24 protein-coding genes and 2 pseudogenes are annotated in these 26,420 nt (G+C 67.7%); 7 read left to right on the top strand and 19 right to left on the bottom strand.

Going from position 1 to position 26,420, the window contains the following annotated elements; all coding sequences use genetic code 11:
• Positions 1–526 (top strand): annotated as a pseudogene (locus AOK17_RS51580) (hypothetical protein); the annotation flags it as partial.
• Positions 527–935: 409 nt separating this feature from the next.
• Here AOK17_RS51580 and AOK17_RS11060 read toward each other — a convergent pair.
• Together AOK17_RS11060 and AOK17_RS53535 are read right to left on the bottom strand one after the other, a co-directional pair.
• Positions 936–1,241: a nucleoside triphosphate pyrophosphohydrolase family protein gene (locus tag AOK17_RS11060; RefSeq protein WP_055612220.1), complete on the bottom strand. Its 306-nt coding sequence runs from the start codon at positions 1,239–1,241 to the stop codon at positions 936–938.
• A gap of 136 nt (positions 1,242–1,377) precedes the next feature.
• Entirely contained in the window at positions 1,378–1,503 is a 126-nt protein-coding gene (locus AOK17_RS53535; protein WP_281198597.1) for a hypothetical protein, read from the bottom strand.
• Between the two features lie 130 nt (positions 1,504–1,633).
• Here AOK17_RS53535 and AOK17_RS11055 point away from each other — a divergent pair, with 130 nt between their 5' ends.
• A complete protein-coding gene (locus AOK17_RS11055; protein WP_055612219.1) occupies positions 1,634–1,972 on the top strand; it encodes a helix-turn-helix domain-containing protein in 339 nt (112 codons plus the stop codon).
• 38 nt (positions 1,973–2,010) lie between these two features.
• On the opposite strand, the gene AOK17_RS11050 is transcribed toward AOK17_RS11055, so the two are convergent.
• The 13 genes from AOK17_RS11050 to AOK17_RS48245 all read right to left on the bottom strand — a co-directional run bounded on the left by AOK17_RS11050 (position 2,011) and on the right by AOK17_RS48245 (position 14,091).
• Positions 2,011–2,658 (bottom strand): hypothetical protein, encoded by a 648-nt coding sequence (locus AOK17_RS11050; RefSeq protein ID WP_055612218.1) that lies wholly within the window; start codon positions 2,656–2,658, stop codon positions 2,011–2,013.
• Entirely contained in the window at positions 2,655–3,557 is a 903-nt protein-coding gene (locus AOK17_RS11045; protein ID WP_055612217.1) for a carbohydrate kinase family protein, read from the bottom strand. Before AOK17_RS11045 ends, AOK17_RS11050 begins: the two co-directional genes overlap by 4 nt.
• Entirely contained in the window at positions 3,554–3,991 is a 438-nt protein-coding gene (locus AOK17_RS11040; RefSeq protein WP_055612216.1) for an NUDIX hydrolase, read from the bottom strand. The genes AOK17_RS11045 and AOK17_RS11040 overlap by 4 nt, the downstream gene beginning before the upstream one ends.
• Before the next feature lie 67 nt (positions 3,992–4,058).
• Positions 4,059–5,198: a radical SAM/SPASM domain-containing protein gene (locus AOK17_RS11035; RefSeq protein WP_055612215.1), complete on the bottom strand. Its 1,140-nt coding sequence runs from the start codon at positions 5,196–5,198 to the stop codon at positions 4,059–4,061.
• Between the two features lies 1 nt (position 5,199).
• Positions 5,200–5,898, bottom strand: a complete 699-nt coding sequence (locus AOK17_RS11030; RefSeq protein ID WP_079052931.1) for a nucleoside monophosphate kinase — start codon at positions 5,896–5,898, stop codon at positions 5,200–5,202.
• Between the two features lie 171 nt (positions 5,899–6,069).
• Complete coding sequence (locus tag AOK17_RS11025) at positions 6,070–7,194, bottom strand: CPBP family intramembrane glutamic endopeptidase (protein WP_157881303.1); 1,125 nt, start codon at positions 7,192–7,194, stop codon at positions 6,070–6,072.
• Positions 7,187–7,774, bottom strand: coding sequence for a GntR family transcriptional regulator (locus tag AOK17_RS11020; RefSeq protein WP_055612212.1), 588 nt, complete (start codon positions 7,772–7,774; stop codon positions 7,187–7,189). Before AOK17_RS11020 ends, AOK17_RS11025 begins: the two co-directional genes overlap by 8 nt.
• Entirely contained in the window at positions 7,767–8,990 is a 1,224-nt protein-coding gene (locus AOK17_RS52110; protein WP_055612211.1) for a GntR family transcriptional regulator, read from the bottom strand. The genes AOK17_RS11020 and AOK17_RS52110 overlap by 8 nt, the downstream gene beginning before the upstream one ends.
• A 22-nt stretch (positions 8,991–9,012) precedes the next feature.
• Positions 9,013–10,401: a glutamine synthetase family protein gene (locus tag AOK17_RS11010; RefSeq protein ID WP_055612210.1), complete on the bottom strand. Its 1,389-nt coding sequence runs from the start codon at positions 10,399–10,401 to the stop codon at positions 9,013–9,015.
• Positions 10,401–11,909 carry an amino acid permease gene (locus AOK17_RS11005; protein ID WP_055612209.1) on the bottom strand — a complete coding sequence of 503 codons (1,509 nt, stop codon included), beginning with the start codon at positions 11,907–11,909 and terminating at the stop codon, positions 10,401–10,403. The genes AOK17_RS11010 and AOK17_RS11005 overlap by 1 nt, the downstream gene beginning before the upstream one ends.
• Positions 11,910–11,975: 66 nt before the next feature.
• Entirely contained in the window at positions 11,976–12,971 is a 996-nt protein-coding gene (locus AOK17_RS11000; RefSeq protein WP_157881302.1) for a hypothetical protein, read from the bottom strand.
• Positions 12,972–13,135: 164 nt separating this feature from the next.
• Positions 13,136–13,618 carry an ATP-binding protein gene (locus AOK17_RS10995; protein WP_055612207.1) on the bottom strand — a complete coding sequence of 161 codons (483 nt, stop codon included), beginning with the start codon at positions 13,616–13,618 and terminating at the stop codon, positions 13,136–13,138.
• A gap of 14 nt (positions 13,619–13,632) precedes the next feature.
• Positions 13,633–14,091: an ATP-binding protein gene (locus AOK17_RS48245; protein ID WP_245697086.1), complete on the bottom strand. Its 459-nt coding sequence runs from the start codon at positions 14,089–14,091 to the stop codon at positions 13,633–13,635.
• Positions 14,092–14,497: 406 nt separating this feature from the next.
• On the opposite strand from AOK17_RS48245, the gene AOK17_RS10990 reads away from it, so the two are divergent.
• Positions 14,498–15,823 (top strand): NsdA family TPR-like regulatory protein, encoded by a 1,326-nt coding sequence (locus tag AOK17_RS10990; protein ID WP_055612206.1) that lies wholly within the window; start codon positions 14,498–14,500, stop codon positions 15,821–15,823.
• Here AOK17_RS10990 and AOK17_RS10985 read toward each other — a convergent pair whose 3' ends face one another.
• Complete coding sequence (locus AOK17_RS10985; RefSeq protein ID WP_055612205.1) at positions 15,824–16,837, bottom strand: NAD-dependent epimerase/dehydratase family protein; 1,014 nt, start codon at positions 16,835–16,837, stop codon at positions 15,824–15,826.
• 137 nt (positions 16,838–16,974) lie between these two features.
• Here AOK17_RS10985 and AOK17_RS10980 point away from each other — a divergent pair.
• Positions 16,975–17,637: pseudogene (locus AOK17_RS10980) on the top strand (protein-L-isoaspartate(D-aspartate) O-methyltransferase); the annotation flags it as partial.
• Positions 17,638–17,813: 176 nt separating this feature from the next.
• Here AOK17_RS10980 and AOK17_RS52105 read toward each other — a convergent pair.
• Positions 17,814–19,616 (bottom strand): DUF2637 domain-containing protein, encoded by a 1,803-nt coding sequence (locus AOK17_RS52105; protein WP_425424603.1) that lies wholly within the window; start codon positions 19,614–19,616, stop codon positions 17,814–17,816.
• Positions 19,617–20,445: 829 nt separating this feature from the next.
• Here AOK17_RS52105 and AOK17_RS48240 point away from each other — a divergent pair.
• Complete coding sequence (locus tag AOK17_RS48240) at positions 20,446–21,120, top strand: hypothetical protein (protein ID WP_245697085.1); 675 nt, start codon at positions 20,446–20,448, stop codon at positions 21,118–21,120.
• Between the two features lie 372 nt (positions 21,121–21,492).
• Here the strand turns inward: AOK17_RS48240 and AOK17_RS10965 are convergent, their stop codons facing one another.
• Complete coding sequence (locus tag AOK17_RS10965) at positions 21,493–23,871, bottom strand: hypothetical protein (protein ID WP_157881301.1); 2,379 nt, start codon at positions 23,869–23,871, stop codon at positions 21,493–21,495.
• Positions 23,872–23,978: 107 nt separating this feature from the next.
• Positions 23,979–24,395 carry a hypothetical protein gene (locus AOK17_RS10960; RefSeq protein WP_055612201.1) on the bottom strand — a complete coding sequence of 139 codons (417 nt, stop codon included), beginning with the start codon at positions 24,393–24,395 and terminating at the stop codon, positions 23,979–23,981.
• A gap of 817 nt (positions 24,396–25,212) precedes the next feature.
• Between AOK17_RS10960 and AOK17_RS10955 the strand changes: the two genes are divergently transcribed.
• Both AOK17_RS10955 and AOK17_RS48235 read left to right on the top strand, forming a co-directional pair.
• Complete coding sequence (locus AOK17_RS10955) at positions 25,213–25,446, top strand: hypothetical protein (RefSeq protein WP_055612200.1); 234 nt, start codon at positions 25,213–25,215, stop codon at positions 25,444–25,446.
• A gap of 9 nt (positions 25,447–25,455) precedes the next feature.
• Positions 25,456–26,241: a helix-turn-helix domain-containing protein gene (locus tag AOK17_RS48235; protein WP_079052929.1), complete on the top strand. Its 786-nt coding sequence runs from the start codon at positions 25,456–25,458 to the stop codon at positions 26,239–26,241.
• Positions 26,242–26,420: the final 179 nt, after the last annotated feature.

Below are 26,420 nucleotides of genomic sequence, written 5' to 3'. Positions count from 1 at the left end.
GGCCACAGCGAAGTTCTCGACCTCTCACCGCTTACCGTGCACGAGCTCGTTAGACCCGCTCGACGGCCACGACAGCCGCGCCCTGCAGACTGTCACCGGTCTGCACCGCAGCACGGTCCAGCGCCGTCTGCGCCGCCTCGTCGACGACGGCCTGGTCCTCGCGCGCAACCGCAAGTTCTACCACGCCCTACCCGGAACTGACGGAGTGCGCCGCGACGAGGAGGTCCTGGACACCAGTGCCCACGAACGCGGCGCCAGCGGACGGAGCCTGTCCCGCACGCAGCGCCACCAGCGCGAACGCGCCCACCACTGGCAGTTGCTGGACGAACGACAGCGCCGCACCCGTCCGCCACGGCTCGTCCTCGTACCCGCCGGCGTCGTCGACACGGAGACTGGCGAATTGCGCGATGAGGCATGGCGTGGATGGGACATTTCCGATCCCTTCCGGCCCACCTGGGCAATACCCGCACACTTCGATACCCCGCCAGACCCGCAAGCCCGCTCGTACCTTCGGGCGTGCGGGTGACTGCCACCACCGGGCGACAGAGCCTGCCGAACGTCGTCAGCGGTGACGTGCCGCGTCAGGCCGTATTTCCCGGGCGACGCTCGAAGACGGCATCACACGCGCGAGCGACTCTCGCGTGCGCTGTGCCAATGCGCGTGCCTCCTCCGGGACATCGCCTCGTTCCGCAACCAACTGGGCGTAAATCGGACCGTCCTGCACGATGGCCGTGTGTCCTCTCCCGGGATGCCCGCGCGGATGGCGCGAAAGGAAGATCCGAGGCTACGGCGCGCTGGAACGACGGCCCTGCCAGCCGCGTTCCGTCCCGATGTGCAGAGAAATCTGGACGCTCCGTCATTCGTGTTGCGTGGATACCGGCGAGATCTCACAGCGGCGCGCTCAGCAAGTCGCTCCGTTTTGGTGCCATTTGCACCTACTCTTTACTGGTCCGTACGAGTGTGCCGTTTGCCCCGGGGGCGTACAGGCGGCTCGCGTTCTTCTCGATCTTCCGCCTGACCTCTTCGCCGAGGTCGAGCCCCTGCATCTCGGCGAGTGCGGTGAGGTAGAGGAAGATGTCGGCGAGTTCTTCGCCCTTGTCGGGCAGGTCTTTGCGCCAAGCAGTGAATGCCTCACCGATTTCGGCTGTGAGCAGGCCGAACTCCAACGGGATGTCGGTGGTGTTGAAGCCCTGGGTGAGCTTGTTCCGCCAGGCGAGCTTCTGGGCTTCGGCGATGTCCACGGTGTCCCCTTGGTGGCGTGGTGCGGTCTCTCTCGGGGAACACTAAGTGCCCCGCTGCTACCGCAGGCCCGGACAGGCGAGTTCGCTGTCCGGGGTTGCGGCTTGCGTGAGTTACGTCGGCCATGGGGTCGTGAACTCAGCGAAGAGCGTCATGCAGGGCCTCCTCGATCACAGGGAGCCGGTCCAGCAGCATCAGCGCTGCCTCGTGCCGCACCTGCCCGTAGGCCTCCATAGCGGCGTCGACGATGTGCGGTCGTTCCACTGGTACCGACGCGAGGTAGCCGCGATCGTGGACTTTCGACCGCCTGCACCCGAGCCCACCAGCCAGGTGTGCTCGGCCTGTGGCGTCAAGGACGGCCCCAAGCCCCTGAACGTGCGTGAGGAAAGCCACCTTGGAGAGGGAGGAGCGGGCTACGTTCGCTGCGGAACTCACGCACTGGCGCAACGTGCGGGGCCTGTCGAAGGCAGCTCTCGCCCAGCGCCTGAACATCGACCCCTCGTACGTGAGCCACCTTGAGGCCGGCCGGGAACACGGCAGCTCCCGGCTCGCCCGCCGGGCGGACACCGAACTCGACGCCGGCGGAGCACTGTGGCAGGCATGGCAGCGCACCGACGCCTCCCCCCTTCACTGCCGGAGCGTCAACGGCCGTGTTCTGTTACACCCCAGCGGCTGTGCCCCGGGAGGGGAGGTTCCCGGGGCGCTGCCGTCGTTGAGCAGGAAGTGCGGGTGAGGTGCCCGTGTCACGCACCGGACGCCACCGCCTGATGGTCAGATGGTCCCCATGTCTGCGAGGCTGTTGAGGGCCTGATTGATCTGGGCGCGGCTCATGCGCTTCTTCTGCCCCTCGGCGTGGGGCTCCATCGCGGCCCCGTATTGCCACCAGGCTTTTCCGGTTTCCCGGTCGCTGACGAGGAACCGGTCTTTGAGTGCCGGGCTGCGCACGATGAGGGTGACGGTGTGGGGCTCGGCGACGGCGGCGTGGATCATTCGGTGGTGCAGGGTGTAGGAGTCGCCGACCGTCTCGGTCCGGGCCATGTACGGCTGCAGTAGGGCGACGTCCATGGTGTCGTCCAGGATGTCGTCCAGGCCGTAGAGGGTGTGCTGATAGCTGCCGCGCAGGATCCGCGAGGAGTACGTCCAGCGGTGGTTGTGGGGCCGGTCGTAGTAGCCGGGGAGGAAGACGTGCAGGCGAAGGCGCCATCCGGCCGGGTCGTCGTGCAGGACCAGCTTGTCGAGGATGTCGTAGTGCTCGGACAGGCCGCTGAGGTGCTCGTCCTGGGGCACGCGGTGGGCCAGGCGATGCAGGAGGTCCTTGTCGTCGGCGAGGGCGGAAAGGACTTTGCCGGTCTGTGCCTCGACTGCGAGTGTGTCTTCCCAGTTGAGGTTGTGCAGGGGCTTGGTGAGCTCGGCGATCATGATGCGGTCCTTTCTGGGGTGGAGGCATCGGTACCGGGGACGGTGGTGCAGTGTGCTGTGCCTGCTTCACCTGCGAGGTGCAGCGCGGTCGGCAGGTCGTGGCCGTCGAGGTGGGCGGCGGCGAGTGCGGCGGAGAACGCGGCGCCGGCGCCGTGCGTGTGTACGACGTCGACCTTCCGAGCGGGTATCTGGTGTGTGGTGGTGCGGGTGACGGCAACGGCACCCAGCGCCCCCACGGTGACCACGGCCGCGTGTGCGCCCAGTTCGGTCAGGAGGCTGCGCGCGGTGTCGTCCGCGTCCTGTGCCTGGAACTCAGGAAGACTCGTCTGCACCGCAAACACATGGGCCTGGCGGGCGGCCTGGTGGAGCTTGGGGTGGAGCCGGTCGCCGCCGAGGTTCAGCAGCACCGGCACACCCGCGCCCGCCGCGGCGAGCAAGGCGCCCGCCGCCGCGTCGGCGATGACCGTGTAGCCGTCGATGTAGGCCAGCCGTGCCTGCTCGATGGGGCTGGTGTCGGCCTGGTGGAGGCTGGCGTAGGCGTGGGTGAGGTCGGCGAACCAGGTGCGCGTGCTCGCATCGTCGGTGATCACAGTCAGATGCGGCGTGCGCCGTGGCGCCGAGCCGGGGCTGGCACGGTAGTGGACTCCGACGGCCGCAAGGCGCTGCCGGGTGTGGCGCCCGGTGGGGTCGTCGCCGATCTGGTTGGCGACCAGCGCCGTTCGCAGACCGCGCGCGGCGCAGTCCTGAGCGATGATCGGCCCGTCCCCGGCGAGCGAGGAGAACGTCCTGGTCACCTCTGCGCCCTGGTTGGCTTCCGGGTAGCGGGCGACATGGGAGACCTGGGCGTGCGCCAGGTAGCTGAAGCACGCCAGATCCCACTGCGACTGACGGACAGTCATCGTCGTTCCCAGCCACGCTCGGAGTCGAAGACACCCTTGCTGATGTGGTCCAGCGCGTCGGTGGCGTACGGGATCATCTGGGGCAGGGCGTCGGGGGCGAACCACTGCCACCCGGCGCACTTGTCCGGCTCGCGGTTGGTGATCTCGCCGTTCCAGCGGGTGGCCTGGTAGAAGAGCGCCATGCGGCCGCTGTCGGTGTAGTGGTGCATGACATGGACGAGTTTGAGATCCTCGGGGATGATGCCGGCCTCTTCCAGAGCCTCGCGGATCACGCCCCGGCTGGCCGGCTCGCCCTCCTCCAGGTGGCCGGCGATGAAGTGGAATGCGCCGTCCATGTAGCCGGTGTTCTTCCGCTCGCCGAGTAGGACACGGCCCTGGTCGTCCTGCAGAACGAGATGAAGGTCGATGCAGGACAGGTAGCGGTCGGTGGACATGATGGGATCTCCTTCGTGTCGTGGGGTCGCCCGTGCAACGAGACCGAGCAACCGTGGTTGCGTGGGGCTAGTTGGCCGGGACCGACTTCCACAGTCGGCACACCGGGACGATGTCCTCGTATGCGTCGCAGGAGGACCGTCCGTCGACGATCTGTTCTGCGGGGCAACCGCCCATGCACGAGCCTGGGGCCTTGCAGCCTCCGCAGCCGGGCGTGGTGAGAGCGCCGGTGAACAGGTCGAACTCGTTCTCGCGCCGGTTCAGTTCGATCCGGCCCTCGCGCATCTCGGCGAAGTGCAGGTCAGTGTCGAACAGGAAGGAGCACACGTAGGCCCGCCCGTCCGGGAAGATCGAGATTCGGTCCAGGGTGCGGCCGATGCAGCCCCGGTATCCCTCGGCCTCGAACCGCGGCATGTCCGAGCGGCGTGCGAAGGTCGGCTGATACCAGATCCGGGTCCGGTAGCCCTGAGCCGCTGTGCGCAGGCGGTCGCAGAACTCCAGCCACTCCGGGGGCTCCATGCCGTCCTCCGGGCTGCCATGACCGCGCCCGATCACCGACAGCACGTGATACTTCACCAAGCCGACGCCGAACTCGTCTGCGAGGTCGAGGAGCCGGAGGCAGTCGCGTTCGTTGCGCTTGCTGACCGTGCAGATGATGCGGGTGTCGAAACCTCGCTTACACAGCTCCTTCACCGTCACGAGCGTCTCGTCGAACTTGCCCTCGCCGCGGACCGCGTCGTGGGTTGCGGCGCTGCCGCCGTCCAGGCTGATCTGCACGTACGCGAAGTCGGCCGGCTCAAGGCGCTCGAACTTGCGGCGTGCGGGCGCGAGCCCGTTGCTGGTGGTGATCACGTGCTCGTAGCCCAGGACGTTCGCGAGACGGATGGTGTCCTCGTAGCGCGGATGCAGGGTCGGTTCGCCGCCGAGGACGGTCAGTTTCGAGCCGCCCATCTGCCGCCACGAGGTGAGCGTCGACTGGATCTGCTCGAACGGCATTTTCAGTGCGCGCTCCAGCCGGTCGCCCATGTAGCAGCCCGAGCAGCGCAGTTGGCAGGCCTCGGTGATGTAGACGTACACGTTCCGGAACCGGCCGTACTCGATGCGGTCGATCTTCTCCGGTACCGGGGCGGAGCCAGGGGCCGGCATGCGGGCATGTCCGTACGTGTCCGGCGGGGGGCCGATGCTGGGCATCGGTAAGGAAACAGCCATGTTAGGCATGTCCTTTCGTCGAGATGGTGGAGGGAACTCCTGCAAGGGAGCGAAATGCGGAGAATGCCGCGGTGACGACGAGCGGCTCGTCCTGGTCGGCGTCGACGGTGCGCCAGTCGAGTCCGCTGCTCTGCCATAAAGTGCGGGTCCGAGGGGCACATTGCCGGTAGCGGGCAAGCCTTCGCGCAGCGACCGTGCGCGCGTCGTTCGGGCGCCGCTGGAGTGCTGCGCCGCACGAGGCGCAGGTGTCCGGCTTCTCCGGGTCCGGTTGGGCAGGACGTCGGCGTTGCGGGTCGCAGGCCGAGCAGACAAGGCGGCGCTCGATCCTGTGGAGCAAGACTGACTCGGGGGCCGTCAGTTCAATCACCCCGCCGGTGCATCCGAGGCGTTTCATGTCGTCCAGAAGGCACGCAGCTTGGAGGTGGATGCCTGGATAGCTCTCCATGAGCAGCACGCCACCGTGGCATACATGGCCCTCCAGCGCGCGCCGGGCAAGCCCGGTAGCCAAGCCGTCGGGGAGCCACCCCAAGGCGTCCCGGCTGTTGGCCAAGGCCATCGCCATCGCACGGTCCGTGCGGGCCTGTTCCTGGGCGAACTCCCGCAGTCTGAACGTGCGCAGGTCGCGGCGTTCGGCGGTGAGGGCTGCGGCCACGGTGCTCTTCCCACTGCCGGGAGGTCCAAGGAGCGCAACAACATCCACGGAAGTCCGCCTTCCACGCGAGAGTGTGAGGGGCCGGGGCCCGGTGCGGGGATCCGCGTCGGCATAGCCCTCCGTTGGTGGTCATGCCGGGCTCCCCTTGGGGGGGCCTGGCTACAGTTCCCTCTCTTCGCTCGCCACCGTCAGGAACGGAAGAGGGGGCCGGGGTCGCTGTCAGCCGCGGGGATCGGGGCGTGATCTGCTACGGGGCGGGACTGTGCGGGTCTCCAGCCAGGACCATCCGGCCCCGGCGAGCATGATCATGCATACACCTAGGAGCGGCGGCATCCCGAACAGGATGTTGACGACGTTGTAGGTGGCGTGGGCCAGGATGAGCGGGATCACCCGGCGGTAGCGGTGATACAGCCACCCGGCCGTGATGCCCAACGGCAGTACGGCCACTGTCGGCCATAGGCCCAGGTAGAGGTGGGGGAGGGCACGCATCAATGCTGTGACGAGCAGGACCTCCCACAAGGGCCGGCGTGCGGCCGTCAGCACGGCCACGACCACCGCCGTCGCCAGCACTTCCTCCACGGTCGCGGACCACAGTGCGTGGGCCAGGTGCGGTCCGAGGTCGGGGACCCCGGCCGCGGTCGCCTGATCGCCGTTGAGGACAGGGCCAGGCAGCCGCGCCAGCACCCCCATGAGGAACACCGACGCGCAGATCGCTGCCGCGTGGGCATAGAAGACCAGCTCCCCCTGCGCCCGCTCGGCCTTGGTGCGCTTGCGGAACAGCCGCACCGGGCGAGCCAGATTCAGCCGTTGGAGGGTGATTCCGCAGCGGGCGGTCACCTCGACACATAGCCAGACCCAGACCACCAGCTCGGCGAGATGCCCGGCGATCTGCGTGGAGGCACGGTCAGCGGTGAACTCTCCGGCCTCGTCCGCCACGATCACGGCGAGCGCCCCCACCAGCACCGTCAGCTGCCGCAACGGCCGGTCCACGCCGTGCGGGCGAGGGCGTGTGAGGATCAGCCCCAGCAGCCAGACCGCGGCCCCTGCGAGGCCGACCAGCCGGCCGATCTCTTCAACGCGGAGAACCTCGACGGGGACCTCTGCGCCGGACTGCTGCACGACAGCCACGACGGCGCCGACCAGATGAGGACCGCCCGCGAGAGCGAACAGCGTGAGTGCCAGTACGTACGCGCGTGCCGCGCTCCAGGACACGGGCGGTCGGCCGGTAATCGGGGACTGGCTTGTGGAGTCGGTGGTGTGAGCGCCGGTGGCCCCCGCATCCTGCTCTTCATGGGCCAGATCCGCCAGGTCAGCACGTCGGGCGGGTGCTGCGTTGTCAGGCATGGAACAACCCCCGCTCGCGGCCGGCGTCAGGGACTTGGCCGCAATCCGTGTCCGCGTGACCTGCATCAGGATGGGGACAGGCGTCGGAGGCAGTGCGCTTGGCGACCACAGTGCCGTAGTGGGCGGTCGGGCCGGCGTTCGTGAGGATGCTCCCGTCCTTGAGCGGCTTGAGGGCCAGCGAGATGGTGGATCTTGCGACGCCGAACTCCTTGCTCAAGGCGGTGATGCTGGGGAGGAGTTCACCGACGGGGTAGGTGCCGTCACTGATCCGTTTGTGGATGGTGTCTGCGATGTCGTCGCGGCGTGCGCGCTCCTGCCATTTCGAGGGCGTGGTGCCGCACGGGGTGACACCGCCTCCGCCGCCGGCTCGTGTGGCGACGAGTCCTTCGTTCCGGAGCTGCTGAAGGGTCTTGCTGATCACGTGCGGGGTGGTCCCGAAGCGCCGTGCCATTTCACCGGATCGACGGACTGTGCCGGGGGCCCAGGTGCCATCGGTGATCTCTTTGCGCAGGGTGTCGGCGAACTTCGTGCTGGGATGGACCCGCAACCTGCGGGGCACGTAGTTGACGTCGTCACGCATGGTCGAACCCCCGTTTCAGGTCCCCGTCCAGGACGCGGGTGGCGTTGCTTGCGAGGCCAGGGGACTCGGAAAGCGGCCTGGCTGCGTAGACCCTGAAATGCAGCCCGCTGAAGACGAGCCCCTCGCCCCTGAACCGGTTGATTGCCCTCGAAATCGTGTTGACCCCCACATCGAACTCGGTGGCCAGTTCCACATTGGTGGGCAGTCGGCTGCCGGGCGGATAGGTGCCATCACGCAGCCGCTCCCGGAGTACCTTCCCGACGTACGCCACGGTGCGCGACGTCCTGCCGGGCGGCGGAACCCCGGGCTGTTGCGGGTCGACGACGTACGTCCCCAGCGTTTCGAGCGAGGCCAGGAGCTTCTCCCCCTTCAGTGGTGCCAGGGCCTCGCGGATGGTGGCGTGCACCACCCCGAACTCGGCGGCAAGGGTCGTCGCTGACGGCAGCCACGTCCCGACGGCATACGTGCCGTTGCTGAGCCGCGAACGGGCGATCTGCTCGATCTCCTCCCCGGTGACGTTCCTGTCGGCTCCGGGGTGCTCGGAAGCCGAGCGGACTGCGTAGACCCTTTTGCTGCGCTGACGTTCGCTGACGAGCCCTTCCTTCCTGAGCAGTTGGAGGGCGTTAGAGATCGTGGTGTGGCCCGCGCCGAACTCGGATGCCAACTCGGCATAGGTGGGCAGTCGGCTGCCGGGTGGGTAGGTGCCGTTGCGTAGTCGCTCCCGGATGACCTTCTCGATGGCCACGTGGTGTGATCGCGTGTCGGGCGGGGGCGCGCAGGGGTGTTGCGGGTCGATGACGTACGTTCCCTGAGGGTTGAGGGCGGCGAGGAGTTTCTCCTGCTTCAGCGGTCTAAGGGCCGCTTGAACCGTGTTGGGGCTCACATCGAACTCGGCAGCAAGGACGCTCGTCCCTGGCAGCCATGTCCCCACGGCGTATGTGCCATCGGCCAGCCGTTCCCGGATGATCTTTATGATCCCCTGAACTTGGCGGGCGGCTGATTGCGCGGCCTGCGGGTCGGGGACGAGGTTTCCCCTGCCGCTGATGGCTTGCACGACCCCCGTGTCCTTGAGAGGTTGGAGCGCCTGGCGAAGGGTCCAGTGGGACACGCCGAATTCGGCGGCCAGAGTCTTCTCCGCGGGCAACACCGTCCCGCGGCCGTACGTGCCATCGGCAACTCGCCCCTTGATGATCTTTGTGATCAGTTCGGGGGTCATGAGGCGGCGATACGATGGGGGTTCAGGCACGGAGGAACCCCCGTTCCAGTTCGGTATCCGTGACGCGATGGCGGTGCCATCGGATCTCGTGCCGGGCCGCGTAGGCGTAGTGGCGCACCACGGCCGGCCCGAAAGCGTCCAGCGCGGTCTTGCTTGAGCGGAAGTCGGCGAGGGCTTCGGTGAGGTCGGCTGGTACGGGCAGGCCATCATCCGTCTGGTACGCATCACCGGTGGTCTCGGGAGGGAAGTCGGGCCGCTCTGTGAGGCCGTGGTGGATGGAGGCGAGGGCTGCGGCGAGCGCGAGGTAGGGGTTGGCGTCGGCGCCGGCGAGACGGATCTCCAGGTGTGCCCCGTCGCCGTGGCCGGTGATGCGGATGGCGCAACCGCGGTTGTCGCGGCCCCAGGTGAAATGGGTGGGGGCGAACGAGCGTGCCACGAACCGTTTGTAGGAGTTGATGTGGGGCGCGTACAGCGGGGCCAGGTGTGGCAGGCCGGCGATCAGCCCGGCAATGGCCTGCCGCATCGTGTCGGGCAGATCCCCCTCGTGCGGGACGGCGAAGGCGTTGCGGCCCTCGCGCCACAGGGACAGGTGCAGGTGCAGACCGCTGCCCACCCCGGTCTGCGGGGCGGCCATGAACGTGGGCACCATCGCGTGACGCTCTGCCAGGTGCCGCACGGCGTGCTGGTACACGGTGTACGCGTCGCAGGCTGCCAGCGCCTCGCCGTAGGGGAACGTGACCTCGACCTGGCCGGCAGCGCCCTCGGTCTTGACGGCCTCGACCGGGGTGCTGGTGTCGCGCAGGGCCTCCTCCAGGTCGTCGAGGAAGTCCGTCAGCGCCACGGGATGGTCGAGGGCGTAGTCGAGGTTGTGCGGCGCCACCGGCTCCAGAGCGCGGTATCCGGCCGCGTGTGCCTGCTGCGCGGTGCCCTGGTAGAGCATGAACTCGCTCTCCAGACCGACCTTCACGTCCAGGCCGAGTTTCGTGAGGCGGTCGATCTGGGTGCGCAGCATGGTGCGGGGCGCGACGTCGATCGGAAGACCGCTGTGGTGGAGGGCGTCGGCGTGGACGAGGACCGTGCCCGGCATGTACGGCAGGCGGCGGATGGTGGCCAGGTCGGGGACGACGCCGAAGTCCCCGAACCCCGCCTCCCAGCCGGTCAGTTCGAAGCCGTCGAGCGGCTCCATGTCGACGTCGGTGGCCAGGACGTATGCGCACACCTCCGCCCCACCCTCCGACCCGTCCTCGATCGTCTTCAGGAAGCCGGAGGCGTCGAGGCGCTTGCCCTTCAGCTGACCGAGCATGTTGGGGACGGCGAGCAGCACCGTGGTGATGTCACCGCTGTTCACCGCAGTCTTGAACTCCTCGAAGGTCAGGTGTCCGGCGCGCGGCGTTGAGTCGACGGCGTTCATCAGACCATGCCTCCAGCGATCGCAGCCTCTTCAGCGGTGCGGGTCGGCGTGGGCATGTCGTAGCTTTTTCTGCCTGTGGTGATCCACGAGATCCACGCGAAGAGGAGCACCACGGCCAAGGTGACGGGCGCGTAGTTGAAGTTGTCGACCTGCATCGGGTAGGCCTGGGGCAGGCAGAAGAAGACGGTGAGCACGGCCACGTAGGTGACGGCGATCCAGCCCAGGGGCTTGCTGAACCGGCCCAGGTTCCAGGGGCCTTGCTGGAACGTGTCGCCGGCGCGCAGACGCAGGAAGACCGGGATCGCGTAGGCGGGCGTGATGCCCAGGACGTTGACCGCGGTGACCGCGGCGTACGCGGCGGGCGAGTACAGGCTCGGCAGCGCCAGAACCAGGGCGATCCCCACGGACAGCCACACCGCGGGCGTGGGGTTCTCGGTATGGGCGCTGACCCGGCTCCACGTCCTCCAGCCCGGCAGCGCCCGGTTGCGGGAGAAGGCATAGACCATGCGACTCGCGGCCGCAGTCTCGGCATTGCCGCACAGGAACTGAGCCACGATGACCACCAACAGGAGGGCCTTGGCCACGCCTGTGCCCAGGACGTCGATGAAGATCTGCGCGGGCGGCACACCCGTGGCCGTGTCCAGCGTGCCGGTGTAGCTCTCCATGGCGAACAGCATTCCGACGATCAGCACGAAGCCGGCGATGCCCGACCAGAGGATGGCGTGGACCATGCCCCAAGGTGCCGTTTTCTGTGCCCGGGTGGTCTCCTCGGACATGTGGGCGGAGGCGTCGTAGCCGCAGAATGTGTAGGCCGCCATGAGGCACCCGACTCCGGCCCCGTACAAGGGGTTGCTGATGCCCGAGTCGTTGTAGTACTCGGTGAAGACGAAGGTGGGGGACTGGCGTTCGCCGGGGGCCAGGAGGAGCGTGCCGACGATGAGGGTGACGCCGCTGAACTGCCACCACACGGATATCTTGCTCAGCACGTCGACCAGGCCCACCCCGAAACTGTTGAGCAGGCCGTGCAGGAACAGGACACACACGAAGATCGCCATGGTGTTCTCGGGCGTGGGCTCAAAACCCCACTGCAGGCTGGCGAACGCCCCGATGAAGGCCGCCGCGCCGTAGTCGATGCCGGCGATGGCGCCAACCAGCCCGAGCAGGTTGAGCCAGCCCGTCAGCCACGCCCAGCCGGGGCCGCCGAGACGGTCGGCCATGTGGTAGAGGGCGCCGGAGGTCGGGTACACCGACGTCACCTCTCCCAGGCAGGCGCCCAGGACCAGGGTCATGGCGAAGATGCCGACCCAGCCCCACACCATCACGGCCGGACCGCCGTTGTGCAGGCCGAATCCGAAGAGCGTCATGCCGCCGGCCAGGACGCAGATGACGGAGAAGGAAATGGCGTAGTTCCCGAACCCGCCCATCTTGCGGGCCAGCGCAGGTGTGATGCCTTCCGCGATCAGCACGGCGTCATCGTCGGGCAGGGCGACTGTTCTTCTTCGAGACAAAGGAGTGTGTCCTCGTAGTGTCGTAGGGAAGGTGCGAGCAGGGATGGCAGGGCTTGCCAGGCCTGTTCAGCGGCTGGCTGGCTGCTGGTCCAGGGCGTAGGCACGGGCTTGATGGAAGTCCTCGGCCCAGTTGGACCGGGGAGCGATGCTCTGCCACGGCATCGCGGTGGCGTAGGGGCCGATGGCCTGGAAGACGGGGCCGGCGCCTTCCATTCCGGTTACGGTGAGCGCGTATGCCAGCAGGTTGAGGTCGATGGAGAGCGCCGGTGAGCTGCGCGTGTCGGCGTCGAGGTACGTGAACCAGCCGTCTCTCGCGCGTTCTACGTAGTGCCGTATCTGATGGTTGTTCCAGTACATGAAGTCGCTGGTCTGGTGGCTGTTGCGCCGGCGCCGGTAGTCCTCGGCGTAGGCGTACAGCGGTGGCATGTGCAGGATCGAGCACTCTCCTGCCCGCATCGCCGTCCACTGGGCGAAGGCGTGCGCTCCGCCGCCGCAGGCGTAGAAGAACTGGAGCATGCGCTGGTAGCCCTCGCGGTTCTCCGGATCCCGCTGGCGCACCGCCCAGAACAGGGGCCAAGGCCCGTCCGGCAGGGCATCGACGGTCTGCGAGGGCGACCAGTGATCGGCGTCCTGTTTGTACCTCGGGTCGGCGTCGAACTGGGCCAGTGCCAGCAGACATATCCATGCCACTGGGCACTGCTGACAGGCTTGTATGGCGGCGTGGCAGGCGCGGCGGGCGTGATTGGCCGCGTTGATCACTGCGGGGTTGTTCGCGGGGTGCCGGAGATGGAACATGCGCTGGGTGAGCACGCGGGCCCACATCATCAGAGCGTCAGGGTTGGTGGGTTCTTCCTGGTGCCAGTAGTCGATGGCCCGGGTGTGCGCGGCGTACAGGGCAATGACCTGGCTGCGGAAGGTGCGTAGTTGCCAGTTGTGGCCTGTCTCGGCAAGTAGTTCCTTCACGCGCCGGTAGCGGCCCATCTTGAGATCCTCGAAGACGGGATACAGCGCGGCATCGCGGCCGGCGGGGTGGTCGATCAGGGGCATGCCATTACTGGGCACGGAGGTGCCTCCGCAGTCCGCGGATCGCGACGGGCACGGTCGACTTGCCTGGCGTGCGTAAGAGGGACATGAGGGTGGAGTCCTCAAAGCAGGTGGGGTGAAGACCGCGGCCGCGGGGGGCGATCCCGGGGAGGCTCGGCTGACAGCCGCGGCCCGGCGGTCGGTCAGTGGGAGTCGGCAGCCGGAGAGGGATGCCTGATCAGGACCTGGACGGTCTTCTTGTCCCCGTCCTCGGACCGTCGCCAGGTGGTCTCTCCGCCGAGCTCACGGACTCGCGCAAGGCCTGTGCATTTCTGCGCGGTGATGGCCGTGAGGAAATCGGGGAACGCGGGGCTCGGGTCCGTCACAGCGATCAGCAGCGTCTCGTCATCGGCAACGGCCAGCTTCAGCACAAGGCCGCCCTCAGAATGCTCCGCACCGACGTGGTCAACCGCGTTCTGCATCAGCTCCGCAACGACGGTGACGGCGTCCTCCTGGTCTCCTGACCAGCTCATCATCGTGAACCGCGTACGGGCGTGCAGGCGAGCGAGACGCACCGCCTCCGCCTGGATGGAGAAGTCTCTGCTCCACTCCTGAGGACGCTCGGGCCGGAGCAGAGGGGGGTCGGCGGAGCATTCATCCAAGCTGGAGGCCACGGCGAGTTCCATGTCGTCGGTCCTTCTCAAAAGGGGAGGGTGCACCAGGTCGTCGTGCCGTCGGGGCTGACACCCCAGTCCTCGGCGATGGCAATGACGAGGGACAGGCCACGGCCGTCCTCATCATCAGGAGCTGCGACGCGCGGCACGGGACGGTCGTGAGAGCCATCTCGCACCTCGATCCGGACGCGGTCGGCTGTGGGGTACATGCGCACCCTGACGTCACCGCGTCCGTGCTTGAGCGCATTCGTGACCAGCTCGGTGGCGAGGAGTTCGGTGGAATCTGTGAGGTCCGGTCGTTCCCAGTGCCTCAGCCTTGCCCGGATGATGCGGCGTATGCGCTGTGGCCAAGCGCGGTCTGTTTCTGCGATGGTGCCGACCGTGGAACCGCTGGCACGAACGAAGGTCAGGTCAAAGCTGGTGTACGCGCGGTGTTGAGAGGCGGTTCTGATGCCCGGCCGCGCAATAGTTGCAGTCGGTGTCACGCCGAGCCCTCCGCGCGTCCGAGAACTACGCATGCCAGCCAAATGGCTGCTTGCTCGACGTAGCAGGCCACTGCGGGAAGAATTGTCTGCGCCTTCACGGGAAGGTCTGCGGTGCGCTGCATCTCCGGCTTCACGGGGGACTCCCTGATTACACGCTCTCGTGCCTGGTCAAACACTCTCAGCGGGGTTGGCGATCAGGCTCCTCTCATTCCGCGTGGCCCCGCCATGGCCTACAAGGTGTCCTCTGAGCCGCATGTGAGCGACGAACGTGGCGTCGGAGTAGCTTTGAAGTGGCTCATGTTTGGGGACTGTTGCCATGACGTGGTGTTGCGGATTCCTCTTCTTCAAGAAGGGATCGATCCGAAGGCGCGCTGCGGGACCAGTGGCGCCGGAAACTGGGGGCGGTATGGGTGACACGCCGAGGACACTGCTGAAGTGGCTGTGTGATCGGGACAGGCTTCCCTACCGTCAGTTCGAGAAGAAGTTCACCGCGACAGGTATTCGTCTCTTCGGGCCAGACCCCAGCAACCCAACCCTTGGCGAGACACAGTTCCGACGCTGGACGGGCGGCAAGCTCGTGACCCTGCCCAGCCCCGAGAGCTGCCAGATTCTGGAAGCCATGTGGCCGGGCTACACGGTGGAGCAACTGTTCGGGCCGCCGCTGGAGGTCGATCCCCAGGCACCCGCGTTTGACCTTGAAGAGCGAGTTCAGATGACCGCACGTGAAGCCCATGACGGCGCCGACGCAACTGCCGCGGCGTCCATCTCCGACAACACCATCGACGAACTGCGTGACCAACTGGTGAGCCTCGCCCGCCGATACCACGGCATGCCGGCGGCGCAGGCGTACGAGGCGGCCGACGACCTCCGGCGAGAGGTCGAGCAGCACCGTGACCGCACGCAGATCCCGGTCCAGCAGCAGACCCTGATGATCCTCAACGGACAGACGGCCGCGCTCCTCGCCGTCGCGGCGTTCGACCTGGGCTACTTCCCAAGCGCTCGAACCTTGGCCCGAGCCGCCGCTGTGTATGGCGAGAGCACGCGGTTCGTGCCCCTGCAGGCCTACGCCGACGGCACCCTGGCGTACATCGCCTACCACTCCGGCGAACCGAACGAGGCCCTCGCGAAGGCCCAACGGGCGTTGGGCTACAGCGGCCTCGGCGACATCGCCCAGCGCCGTCTGCGCGCCATCGTGGCCCGCGCATACGCCTACCTAGGCGATGTCGCCTCCGCTCGGCACGCTATCCAGCTCTCCGAGGATGGCGGCCGGGACGTTCGCGACGACCTGCACGACGCCGTGGGCGGTGAATTCGGGTTCTCCGAGGAGCGACTGGCCATGTCCAACAGCACGACCGCACTGATCATGGGCGATGCGGAGCAGGCTGAAGCGGAGGCTGGCCGTGCCCTCGTTCTCCTTGGAGGGAAGGCGCAGAGCGAGCAGTCCACCCACGTGCGCGCGGGCGCAGCCGCCGACCTCGCCCACGCTCGTCTCCTGTCCGACAACGTGGAGGGTGCGGCCGCCGCCCTGACGCCGATCTGGGAGGTGCCGCCCGAGGAGCGCAAGACCGGGATCGTTGTGAGGGCGGCCCGTATCGGGCGGTACCTTGCCGCGCCGCGCTACCACGGCGCACAGCTCCCCACGGAACTGCGCGAACAGATCGAGGAGTTCACCCGGGTCTCCCCGCCGTACCGGCTCGGCTCGGCGGTGCCTCTCTTGGCCATCGGCTCCTGATTACAGGGAGGCGAGGATCTGTGCCTCTTTCTCTGTAGCGATCCCGTGTTCCACCCATCGCGGGTGGTCCACGGGACGCCCATCCGACGCCCACCACTGCCACGTGTCCCGGACTGTGTCAGCGATGGGACGGCAGCGAAGACTCGCATCAACCGCACGCTGGGAGTCCACTGCCCATACTCCGGCGTGGGTCCGCCACAACGGGAGTTCGGTCCACTGCCTCACCCCGTGACTGGCAAGTACGGTGGGGTCCACCCAGAGCGGCGTACCGTCGCCCTCGGTGGTCCGCAGGCACTCGTCGAGAAAATCGCCGAACGAGATTCCTTCAGGATGCGTCACGTTGAAGCCACCACTGCTTGAGGCCGCCGCCTGATGGAGAGCGAACTCCGCGACGTCGCGGACGTCTACTGGCTGAATCCGCTGCTCGGCTGGCGCAGGAGCAAGGATGCGGCCGCCGCGTTTCGCCCGCTCCAGCCACCAGGGCAGTCGGCCGACGTACTCACCGGGTCCGAGCACCACACCTGGCCGCAGAAACACCGCTCCGTCACCAAAGGCTTCCGCGACAGCACGCTCACCGCCAGCCTTCTGGAAGCCGTACTTCGTAGGGCTTCCGTCCTCGCCCGTGTAGCCAAAAGCCTCGTTAGCGTCGGCAGGGCACTCCAACAGCGGAGAATCCTCTGTCAGCGGCTTGTGCGGCCACCCCTGGTAGACAGACACGGTGGAGATGTGGATCCAGCGCCGCGTACGCGTTTGTAGCGCGGTGGTGGCCAAGAGGACGTCACGGGGCGCGAGTTCCGAGCTGGATGTGTCGATGATCGCATCCCACGGGCCACGCTGTGCGAGCTTGTGCAGGTCTTCCCGAACCGTCCGGTCACCGTGTACGGGCTGAACTCCGGGTACATCTGGTCCCGACCGGCCGCGGTTGAAGGTGGTGACGTCCCACCCCCGCGATAGCGCACTCTTCGCAATGGCCTTGCCCAGAAACCAAGTTCCGCCGATGACGAGAATCCTCATGCGCCGATCCTGCCCCGTCCGGACGGAGGAAGACAAAGCAGCCGCCGGTCAAATGGACAGAGACAAGGGTCCGGAGCCACGTCGGCACCGGCTCCGGGACGGCCCTCGCCTGCCGCCGCCTCGGCGACCTCCAGGTCACCAGCATCGATGTCGACCCCTACCTCGTCGACGCCGCCCGCGAGCGCCTGGAGCACATCAAACTGCGCCCCAGTCTCGCGACTCTGGACGCCACCGGCGAACTGCCCGGCGCCTATGACCGCATCGTGGCCACCGTCGGCGTCCGGCCGGTGCCTGCCAGTTGGCTCGCCGCGCTCCGGCCCAGTGGCCGGCTGGTGACGACGATCGGCAGCACATCGCTCATCGTCACTGCCGAGAAGCAGCAGGATGGCAGTGCCGTCGGTCGAGTCGAGTGGGACCGTGCCGGTTTCATGCGTACCCGGCACGGCGCCGACTACCCACCAGGGCCGCGGGAGAACTTTGCCGAGGCGCGCGAGCAGGACGGAGAGGACGTTACCACCGGCCCTGATCCGGTCTTCGACGTCGAGCAGGCGTGGAACCTTGCCTCCATACTCGACATCATGGTGCCGGGCGTCCTGTGTGGTTACGCGGAAGACGCCGGGCTGCGCACGGCGTGGCTCGAGAACCCGGACGGTTCATGGGCCCGCGCCACCACCGTGGGCTCCGACCCGCCTAGGGTTCACCAGTGGGGGAGCCGTCGACTGTGGGACACCCTCGACGAGATCCGCGCCTACTGGCTCCAGTACGGCGAACTGCCGGTGCGCGGAGCCCACGTCCCCTAGCTGTTTCACAATCGACGCACGAACTGGGTGACACCGAGTTTGCGTACCGCCTCTGGCCTGCATACTCACAGCCGCCTCCTGCGACCCGGGGGGCGTTCAACTGGGGTGTGACTGAACTGTTCGGCCCGATGTTGAGACCGCAACCGGTTGGCAGGCATTTCGCATGGGCGACGCGGTTACCGCGGGGCGCGTATGGGGGCTGCTCCTGAGCGTATCTGGAGCGTGGTCCAGCGGCGTTGGAAGGTGTCGAGGTATTTACTGAGGTCGGCTGCCCGGATTGGTTTGTTGTACTGGGCGGTGACTCCGCGTTGGGTGAGATCGCGGGCAACCTGGTCGAGGCGGGGGTTGGTTGTATGGTCGCGGTGCTCTGCCCATGTGGTGTAGAACCGGAATTCCAGGTAATAGCGCGCCAGTGTTCTCGGTTTGATGGGCTGGCCCTCACGGTCACATACGTTGCAGTCGGCCAGATATTGAGATAATTCGGGGCCTTGGGGTTCGTGGCCGTGCTGTTGCTGGAAGGTGTGCCAGGCCAGGTAGTAGCGGTCGACAGTGGTCAGCTCGGACAGCGTCGTGGTAGGCGCTGGCGTGTCGCCTCTCGGTGTGTTTTTGAGGGAGGCCTTCACAGCGCGGGTGTGCTCGGCCAGTGCTGGAAGAGCCACCAGAGCTGGTGCGGTTTCCTGTGCGGGAGCTTCAACAGGGCTGGCCTGATGCGGGCCTTGCGCGGCTTCCGGTTCCAGGGCGCTGCTCTGGCAGGGTTGGCGGGTGCGGCCGGTTCCCTTCGGGGCGGAGGGGATGCCGGTGTCCATGGGTGAGGGCTCCCGCTCCTCGTACTCCTGAAGCACCTGCCCGTTCTGGTACGCCTGGCGCTGCTCGGCCTCGTACTGTGCCTGCTGCACCTCGTACTGGGCCCACATCTGGTCCGGCGCGTACGAGGGGTCGTAGCCGCCCTCGTACGCGACCTCCTGCTGCGGGGGAGCGAACCACGGGCTCGACTCCGGCTCCTCCTCCAGGTGGTACTCCGGCTGCTCCTGCGCGCGGTCCGACTGCTGCTGTTCGCCGAAGGCAGGGGTGCGGTCGGGTTCCTGGCGGCGCTGCTCTTCTTGCGGTGCTTGCGCGCCCGGACGTCCTGGCGCGTCCGCTTGCGCTGCGGATGGTTCGTGCGCTGCTGGCTCTGTACAGGTGGCCGCGTCGGGGGGTGTGGCGGCTTGCGTAGGCTCGGTCTGCTGGCGGGGTGCCGGGGGCAGCAGCGCAGGCTCGATGCCCGCCGCGGCCAGACCCGAAGGGGCCGTCTCCGCCAGGGGCACGCCGTAGCGGGCCAGCCGCAGCGGCATCAGGGACTCGACCGGGGCTTTGCGGCGCCAGGCGCGGCCGAAGCGCGAACGCAGCCGTGCCTGGTAGACGAGACGCTCCTGCTCCAGCTTGATGACCTGCTCGTAGGAGCGCAGCTCCCACAGCTTCATCCGGCGCCACAGGAGGAACGTGGGCAGCGGGGACAGCAGCCAGCGGGTGAGGCGCACGCCCTCCATGTGCTTGTCGGCCGTGATGTCCGCGATCCGGCCGATCGCGTGCCGTGCCGCCTCGACGGAGACCACGAACAGGATCGGGATCACACCGTGCATCCCGACGCCCAGCGGGTCCGGCCAGGCGGCGGCGCCGTTGAACGCGATCGTCGCCGCCGTCAGCAGCCACGCCGTCTGGCGCAGCAGTGGGAACGGGATCCTGATCCAGGTCAGGAGCAGATCGAGCGCGAGCAGGACGCATATTCCCGCGTCGATACCGATCGGGAAGACGTAGCTGAACTTCCCGAAGCCCTTCTGGAGGGCGAGTTCGCGCACCGCCGCGTACGAACCGGCGAAGCCGATCCCGGCGATGACGACGGCTCCGAAGACGACCACCCCGATGAGCAGGCGGTGGGCACGCCCGGCCTCCACGGCTCTGCTCGTGCTCCCGCCGCTCGGTCGCTGCTGCCCTTGGTTCATCAACGGCCTCGTATCTGCAAGGTGTTCACGACTGCGCGTCGGGTGATTCGGCGCTCACGCCTGTCCGGTGGGGCGCCTTGCGACCGCTGGAGCCAGACGACGTGAAGTGCGGGACGCTCACGATTCCTCGCGCCTGATCGTCTCGGGTCGTGCCGAGCAGTTCGTTGATCAGCTGCTCGGTGGCCGTCTCGAGTGAACAGTCCAGTGTGAGGTCTCACCATTGTTGCGGTGACTGCATTCCGTTGACCTGTGGTGCTGCAAGTCGGTTGCGACGGGTTCCGGACCCTGTATGAGCAGCTTGACCTGCGGTCCTGCGGGTTGCGTGAGACTGCCGCAGATGCAATGAGAACGCCTATTGTGGCGGCGCTGGGGGAGTGCCCGGGGTGTTGATCATGGTCGTGGCGTGGGGAACGCTTCCTCCCGGAGGTCTTTGATGGGGGTGCTGATGAGCTTGCCGAGTGGTGGCCAAAGCTCAAGCAGGATGCCTCTGTTGGGGAAGCGGTATTGGTCGGCGCTGATGCCTTCGGGGTGACTGGCCGTCGCGATGGAAGGTAGCCCGGATCCCCGGCGCCGAGGCGACCGCGATGGCATACTGGGGCCTGCGTTTGTGGGCGCACACCACCCTTAGGGCCACCGCCTTGGGTGAACCCGGCCGCCGCCAGGACCGCGACGATGTACCCCGGCTCGGATCTGACCCTTCACGTCCAAGGCCTGCTGGATACATGGTGCGGTGGGATGTATCTGCAGTGAGAGCAGGCCTGATGGGATCGTGATGTCCGGTCGTACTCACCGTACTCGTCTGGCACGGGCTTTCGCCGTCGCTCAGTCCATGGCCTACCAGAAGGCTCTGGCCCATGTGATCGCCTGTAGCGAAGCTGGACTCCTCCCGGCCCGGCTCGATCATGAAGGCATGGAGCAGGCTCTCGTCGTTCTGCAGCAGAACCTTGGTGCACCCGGCCTGACGAGGAAGGCCCGTTCCGGTGCGGAGCCGAAGACCGCTGCAGCGACGAAAACGGCTTCGGCGAAGGCAGTGACGGTCAGGCAGCCGGCACTGTCCAAGGACCCGCGCTGTGCCGCCCTGGCCGAGGCGTTGAAGCCGGTGCTTGAGTCGACCTGCCCTCCAGGAGCAAGCGGGTACGGCGGGGCGTTGCAGGCTAATCTCCACCCGGCTGACGCAGAGATGCTGGGAGGCATGGAGCTCATTCGGGCCGCGATGCGTCGTGCAGCACGGCAGTTGGGGTGGCGGGTGCGGACCGTGGGCTATGCCCGAGAACGCCTCGTCCTGGTGATTGTCCAGGACGTCCGTGAGGAGCCCGCCGAGGTGTCAGATGCCCTGGAGAAGGACTCCATCCGCAAAGGCCACGAGATGATCGAGCGCATGTCGGCAGACAGGGACGAGGAGGCACTGAGCAGGCTGGGACCCGCTCCTGTCGAGCGGCAGACGCAAGCGTTCCTGGATGCAGCCCAGTTGGCGATCGCGACGCATCCCGGTGTGTGGCGCTAGAGGCTGACCGGCGAAGCGCGACAGGGCGGGCGGCGAAGCAGGCACGGGTTAGGGCAGGAGCTCTTCGCCGGAGGCCGGTGCCGGCGTGTGCGGTCACGGAGTCGGTGAGGGAGGTCTGGAGGCCTTCGGGGTGGGGCGGAATCCCATCGCAACGGCTCCCCGGAGTCCGGCATGGCACAGGGCCTGTCTAGCATCAGGGCAGCCAGTGGGATGAAGCGGGGGCGGAGCGACACGTGCGGTTCGAAGTGATCAACTACGGGGATCTCGACAGATGGCGTGGGAACGCCGACGCTCTGCTGGTCCGCGACAGCACGCACCCGCAGGCAGTCCGTTCCTCGGCCCGGACCCGGGGTACAAGCTCGCGGGCAGGCGCTACGGGAGACCCGTGCGCAGACTTCGCGGCCCGCTATCGGTGAGGTGGAGGCGGTGGAGGTCTTCGTGGAGCCAGGCGTAGGCGTAGTTGATGGCGGGGGCATCGCCGAAGACTTCCGGTTCGCTGAGCACCGGCGTACTCGGGCGTGCCCACGGAGACCTTGCTGGCTCGTTCCCGGGTGGAACAGGAGGCACCGGAGCGTAGAGGTCGTCTTCTGACGGGACGAGACGGACGGTGACCGAACCTCTTGGCGAGGGGCGGAGAGAGAGCCGCATAAGGGGCGGTTCATACGAGTCGTTGCCGCCGGGCGGGCAGTACAGGTCGGCGCCGAGTGCGAAGGGGGCGGCGCTGGCCAGGCCGAGTACCTGCTTGAGGTGGGGGAACCAGGTGTCGACGAGTGCGGTGTAGATCTCGACTGCGGCGGTGAGGACTTGCTCGGTGCGCAGCCTGAGCTGTTGTGCGCTGTAGGTGTCCCAGACCCAGCGTACGTGAGGGCCATGCCCCTGGTCGGGGACGGCGTAGGGGTGATGAAGCATGCCGTTGGCGTCGGCCCATCGACCGCTGGCGAGTTCTTTGTCGATCCGGAGCAACTCCGCCCGCCAGGCGGTGAACTGTCGGCCGTAGCTGGACCGGACCGGCAGGCTTCCCTTGGAGTAGAGGTGTTGGCGCAGGGCCTGGTGCACTTCATCTGCCCGCAGCGGGGTGAAGCGACGGGAGGTACGTCCCAGAAGGCCCTGTCCCGCCAACCACAGGCGCTCCTTGGTGTACGCGTCGCAGCCGGCCAGGTCGAAGACCCTGCGCTCGCACAGCGTGTGCAGGCCCGAGGCGAGTACGCCCAGTGTCTGCTGCCAGGGCCAGGCGGCATGGTCCGCCGCGATCGGCCCGAACGATGCCGTCATGGGACGTATCCCACGCGGCTCCGACCAGCGATGGGCGACCGGGATCGCGAGTCCCGGAGTGTGGTCGCCGTCGCGGCGCAGGATGTGCAGCCCCAGCCTGTTGCCTTCCAGACGGGCATCGACCGTCACCGGACCGGTCCATCCCGCGTAGAGGAAGATACGGTCACCCGCCGGGCTGAGCGTGCGTTGCCAGGCCTCAAGTGTCGTCTGCAGACGCCGGCTGACCACGCTGGCAGGCAGATCCGGCCACGGGCCTTCCCCCTCCGACACGTCACGCGGGATGGCCTCGTAGACAGCCCAGGCCGCGATCCCCGGCTGGGCACGCAGCAAAGGATCAAGCACCGTGCCGACCGAATCCCAGCCGCCCGAGGCGATCGCCATGGCCAGCCCGTAGCGCCACCGGTCCAGCAGCTCCACGCTCTGCACCACCTCGGCCAGCACCCCGCCCGCCAGCAGGGCCTGGCCGGCGAAGTACTGCTCGAGCACGGGCAGAGCGAAGGCCAGATGCCGGTCCCCGAGACGCACCACCAGCCGGGTGTCCAGCAAGGCCCGTACCACGCTCGAGCTGCCCACGTCAGCGGCCGCCGCCACGCCCCCGGTGCTGACACAGGCCGAGGCCAGCCGCTGCAACAGGTGCTCGGCACGTTCTTCCTGGACGCTTTCGACATCGCGCAACGCCCGGGTGACCAGAGCGTCCAGGAAGGCCACCGGACTGTTCGGCAGACGCTCGTGATCGCGCTGGAGTTGCGCCCCGATGATGGCGAACAGAGGCCGGCGCAGCACGCTGCGTACCATGCTCGATTGGCTGCGCACCGCGAGGCCGCTTCCGCCGAGCCGGTCCATCAGCGCCGCCGCTTCCTCTTCGGCCAGCTCCGGCATGACCTTGCGCACCTCGGCGTCCATCTCAAGGCCGGGACGGGCGGTGACCAGGATGCGCCAGCGCCCACCGGTCGCAGACGCGGCCCAGCTGAGGGCTTGGTCCAGCAGCTCTTTCCCGCGGATCGGACCGGGCTCATCCAGCCCGTCCACTACCAGCGCAACACCGCGTGCGGAAGGATCTCCGAGCGCGCGTGCCGCGCGGGTGGCCGCGTCGATCACGTTGCCCGGAATGTGCTGAGCGACGAGGTGAACTGGAATGGGAGCCTGCGCGTCGGCGCGGACGGCGGCGATGTCCTGCTGGTGCTGCCGCTCGGCGGCCAGCGACTTACCCGCTCCGAAGCCGCCCTCCAGAACGACAACACCGGTCTCCGGCAAGGAGGCTACTACCGCTGTGGGCAGGGCTCCCAGCTGCGAGCTGTCAGCGAATTCGGCTGCCACCGCGAGGGGAACACCGGCCGCGTGCCAGCGCTGCACCATGCGGGCCCGGCCTGCGGCGGCCAGATCATCCAGCGTTACCCGCTCATCAGACCACAACTGCCCCACGCACACGGTGTTGCCGTGCCCGGACACGGCAATCCCGGCAGACCCGCCGATCGCCATGGCTCCTTCACCCGATGCCGACACTGTGCCCGGCACGGCCGAAGTCTGGGGCGGGCCCAGAGATGCATCGTTGCGCGGCCGGAAACCGAAGCGGCTCCACCAGGCTTTCACGCGCTGTTGCCGTCCCCGGTGACCGCCTCACCGATGGAACCGCCTGCCGACACCGACTTCGGGCCCGACGCCTCCACCGGCCCGCTCGGGGCTGCCGGCCCTGGGAGAGGAGAGGGCGCCGGGCTCGACAACTGGCTGCGGTTTCCCGTGACAGCTCTGCCAATGCTGCCACCGGCGGCAACGGAACCTGCGCCGGACGCAGTGACCGCCTGGGCGGTCTGTTGCGCGGACTGCAGCAGCAAGCCACGGACAGCAAAGACGGTCATGACGAGCGTGACGGTATCGGCAGCAAGACCCGCCACGGTGCCCGCCGTGCCGAGATCCTTCAGCCACAACAACAAGGCCAGCCCCACGCAGGTCAGACCGGCTACTCCCGTCACCACCCACAACACGCCCCGATGCCAGCCCGCCATCACAACACCCCGCCGTCTCTGATCTGTTGCGGCACCCTAACCGAAGGACGGCAGACGTGCGCCGCACCTCTCGGCCCTGCGCGGTTGCTCTGCTGCCTGGCGCACCGCGGACCTTGTGCCACACGGTCGGCTCGCCGCCTCCGACGCCGCTTCCGAGACCCCGGCGACGTCGAGCTCGACCGCCCACGCCAACACACGCTCGCTGTCGAGCACAGCGGCATGCTTGGGCGCGCAGCACTAGAAGCAGTTGAGCGCGCGGGCGGTCGTCAGTGTTCTGCCCTGCTCGATGGCCGCAGTATGCCGTCGGCCAAAGAGCCGAAACGGTCGGTAGCGCCCTGCACGGGGCCGCGGCGTGACGAGGGCCGGGTCTGACGCCCGGCCCTCGTCAGGGGGCACCCATGTGCTGCCACACATATGGGCGCCGAAGGCTCTTGTGTCCTGTGACCAAAGCGAAGGAGTCCGCAACCGTCGAGGAGAACCTGCCCAGAGCGTGGCACCGAGACAGGGATGAGGCAACGGGAGGTGGAGCACCGTTGAAACAATTCGCCCTCCCACGGGAACACGACACCGAGTGATCCAGTATTTGAGCAGGTCAGCGAACTGCACCGCTGGACTCGCAGGGGCCTCACGGCGGGCTCGCCCTAGGAAGGGCACACGGATGAATCAACTCGCCCGCAGGCCCGCACAGTAGGGCACGATTTATTTCACGCGCCCGGTCGGCTGCCACCACCGGACGCGCACGCGAGGAGTCCGCAGCCGCCGGCAGACGACCCCCAGGTCGTCCGCCGACCGATCCCCAATGAAGGGGGAGAACCACATGAGCCGCCATCGACACGCCACGGGCGTCACGACGCCCGCACCGCACCACCCCTCCGGTCCGGAGACCGTCCTCATCATCGTCATCGTGCTCACAGCCGCCTGGCTGGCCCCGCGCGGGCTGGAGCCCACCACCATCCTGCAGCTCCTGGGCGGCGCAGGCCTCACCGGTGCCGGTACGGTCACCGCACTGCGCTGGGCCCGGCGCACGTCCTGGGCCATGACGGTGGCGTGAGGAGGAGTCATGGGACGCCCAGAGAAGCCCCTGAACTATTCCGGACAACACAACCTCGCTCTGCTCGCGTTGGCTTCGTGGCTGCGCGAACGCCGCCAGGAAGCCGGCCTGTGCTACGCGGAACTGGCAGCCCGCACCCAGGCCAGCGAACACCCCTGCTCCGTCAGCACCCTCCAAAGAGCCGCCAGCGGTAACACCATCCCGCGCCTGCCGGTCGTAGAGGCATACGCCCGGGCCTGCGGAGCCTCCGTAACAGCGGCCCGCACCTGCTGGAGCGAGGCCCGCTCCCGTGCACGCCGCGGACCAGCGGTTGTGCCCCGGCCGCGGCTGATCAACACATCAGCTGAGCTCCGCCTCGCTCTGCAGGCCGCCTACGCACGGGCCGGCTACATGCCCCTGCGTGAAATGGAACGGCGAGCTAGGCACGGCCGTCTGCCGACGACCACCGTCAGCCGCATGCTCAAGGGCGACACGATGCTCAGCCACCGCCAACTCCAGGCATTTCTAGAGGTGTGCGGCGTCCCCGGGAAGGAGCACGGCGACTGGCTCGATGCCTGGCAGCGCGCCTGGAACGCCCAGTTCCATGACCCGACTACTCGCCTTGCGGAGGTGGCACGCCCCGGACACCGCGTCGTGGAGTACGACCGGCACGCCTATGCCTACGATCACCCCGGTCGCCTCCGCAGACACTATGTTCACCAGGGCCGCTTCTCCCGCAGGAGGGCCTGGGAAGAGGTCACTGACGACACACGACTACGCCTCACGCCGTCTTCGGCAGCGACAACAAGCGGGTGAGAGCAGAACGGTCCTAGCACGCAGGGGCGAATCGTGGCCAGGGGTAGCGTTGAAGTGGGGCCCGGCCCGGCAGATCTCGCCGCGTCGGGCCGCACCCCGGTGCAGCGCAGCTCTCAACCGCTGTTTGCGCCCCACGTCATAGCGGTTGGCGTCAGCTGGCCCGCCGACCGGCGGACGCT

The sequence above is a fragment of the Streptomyces phaeochromogenes genome (assembly GCF_001418655.1).
GTDB classification, from domain to species: Bacteria; Actinomycetota; Actinomycetes; order Streptomycetales; family Streptomycetaceae; genus Streptomyces; species Streptomyces phaeochromogenes.
The sequence above is the reverse complement of the archived record's forward strand: the minus strand, read 5'-3'. Positions and strand labels throughout refer to the sequence as shown.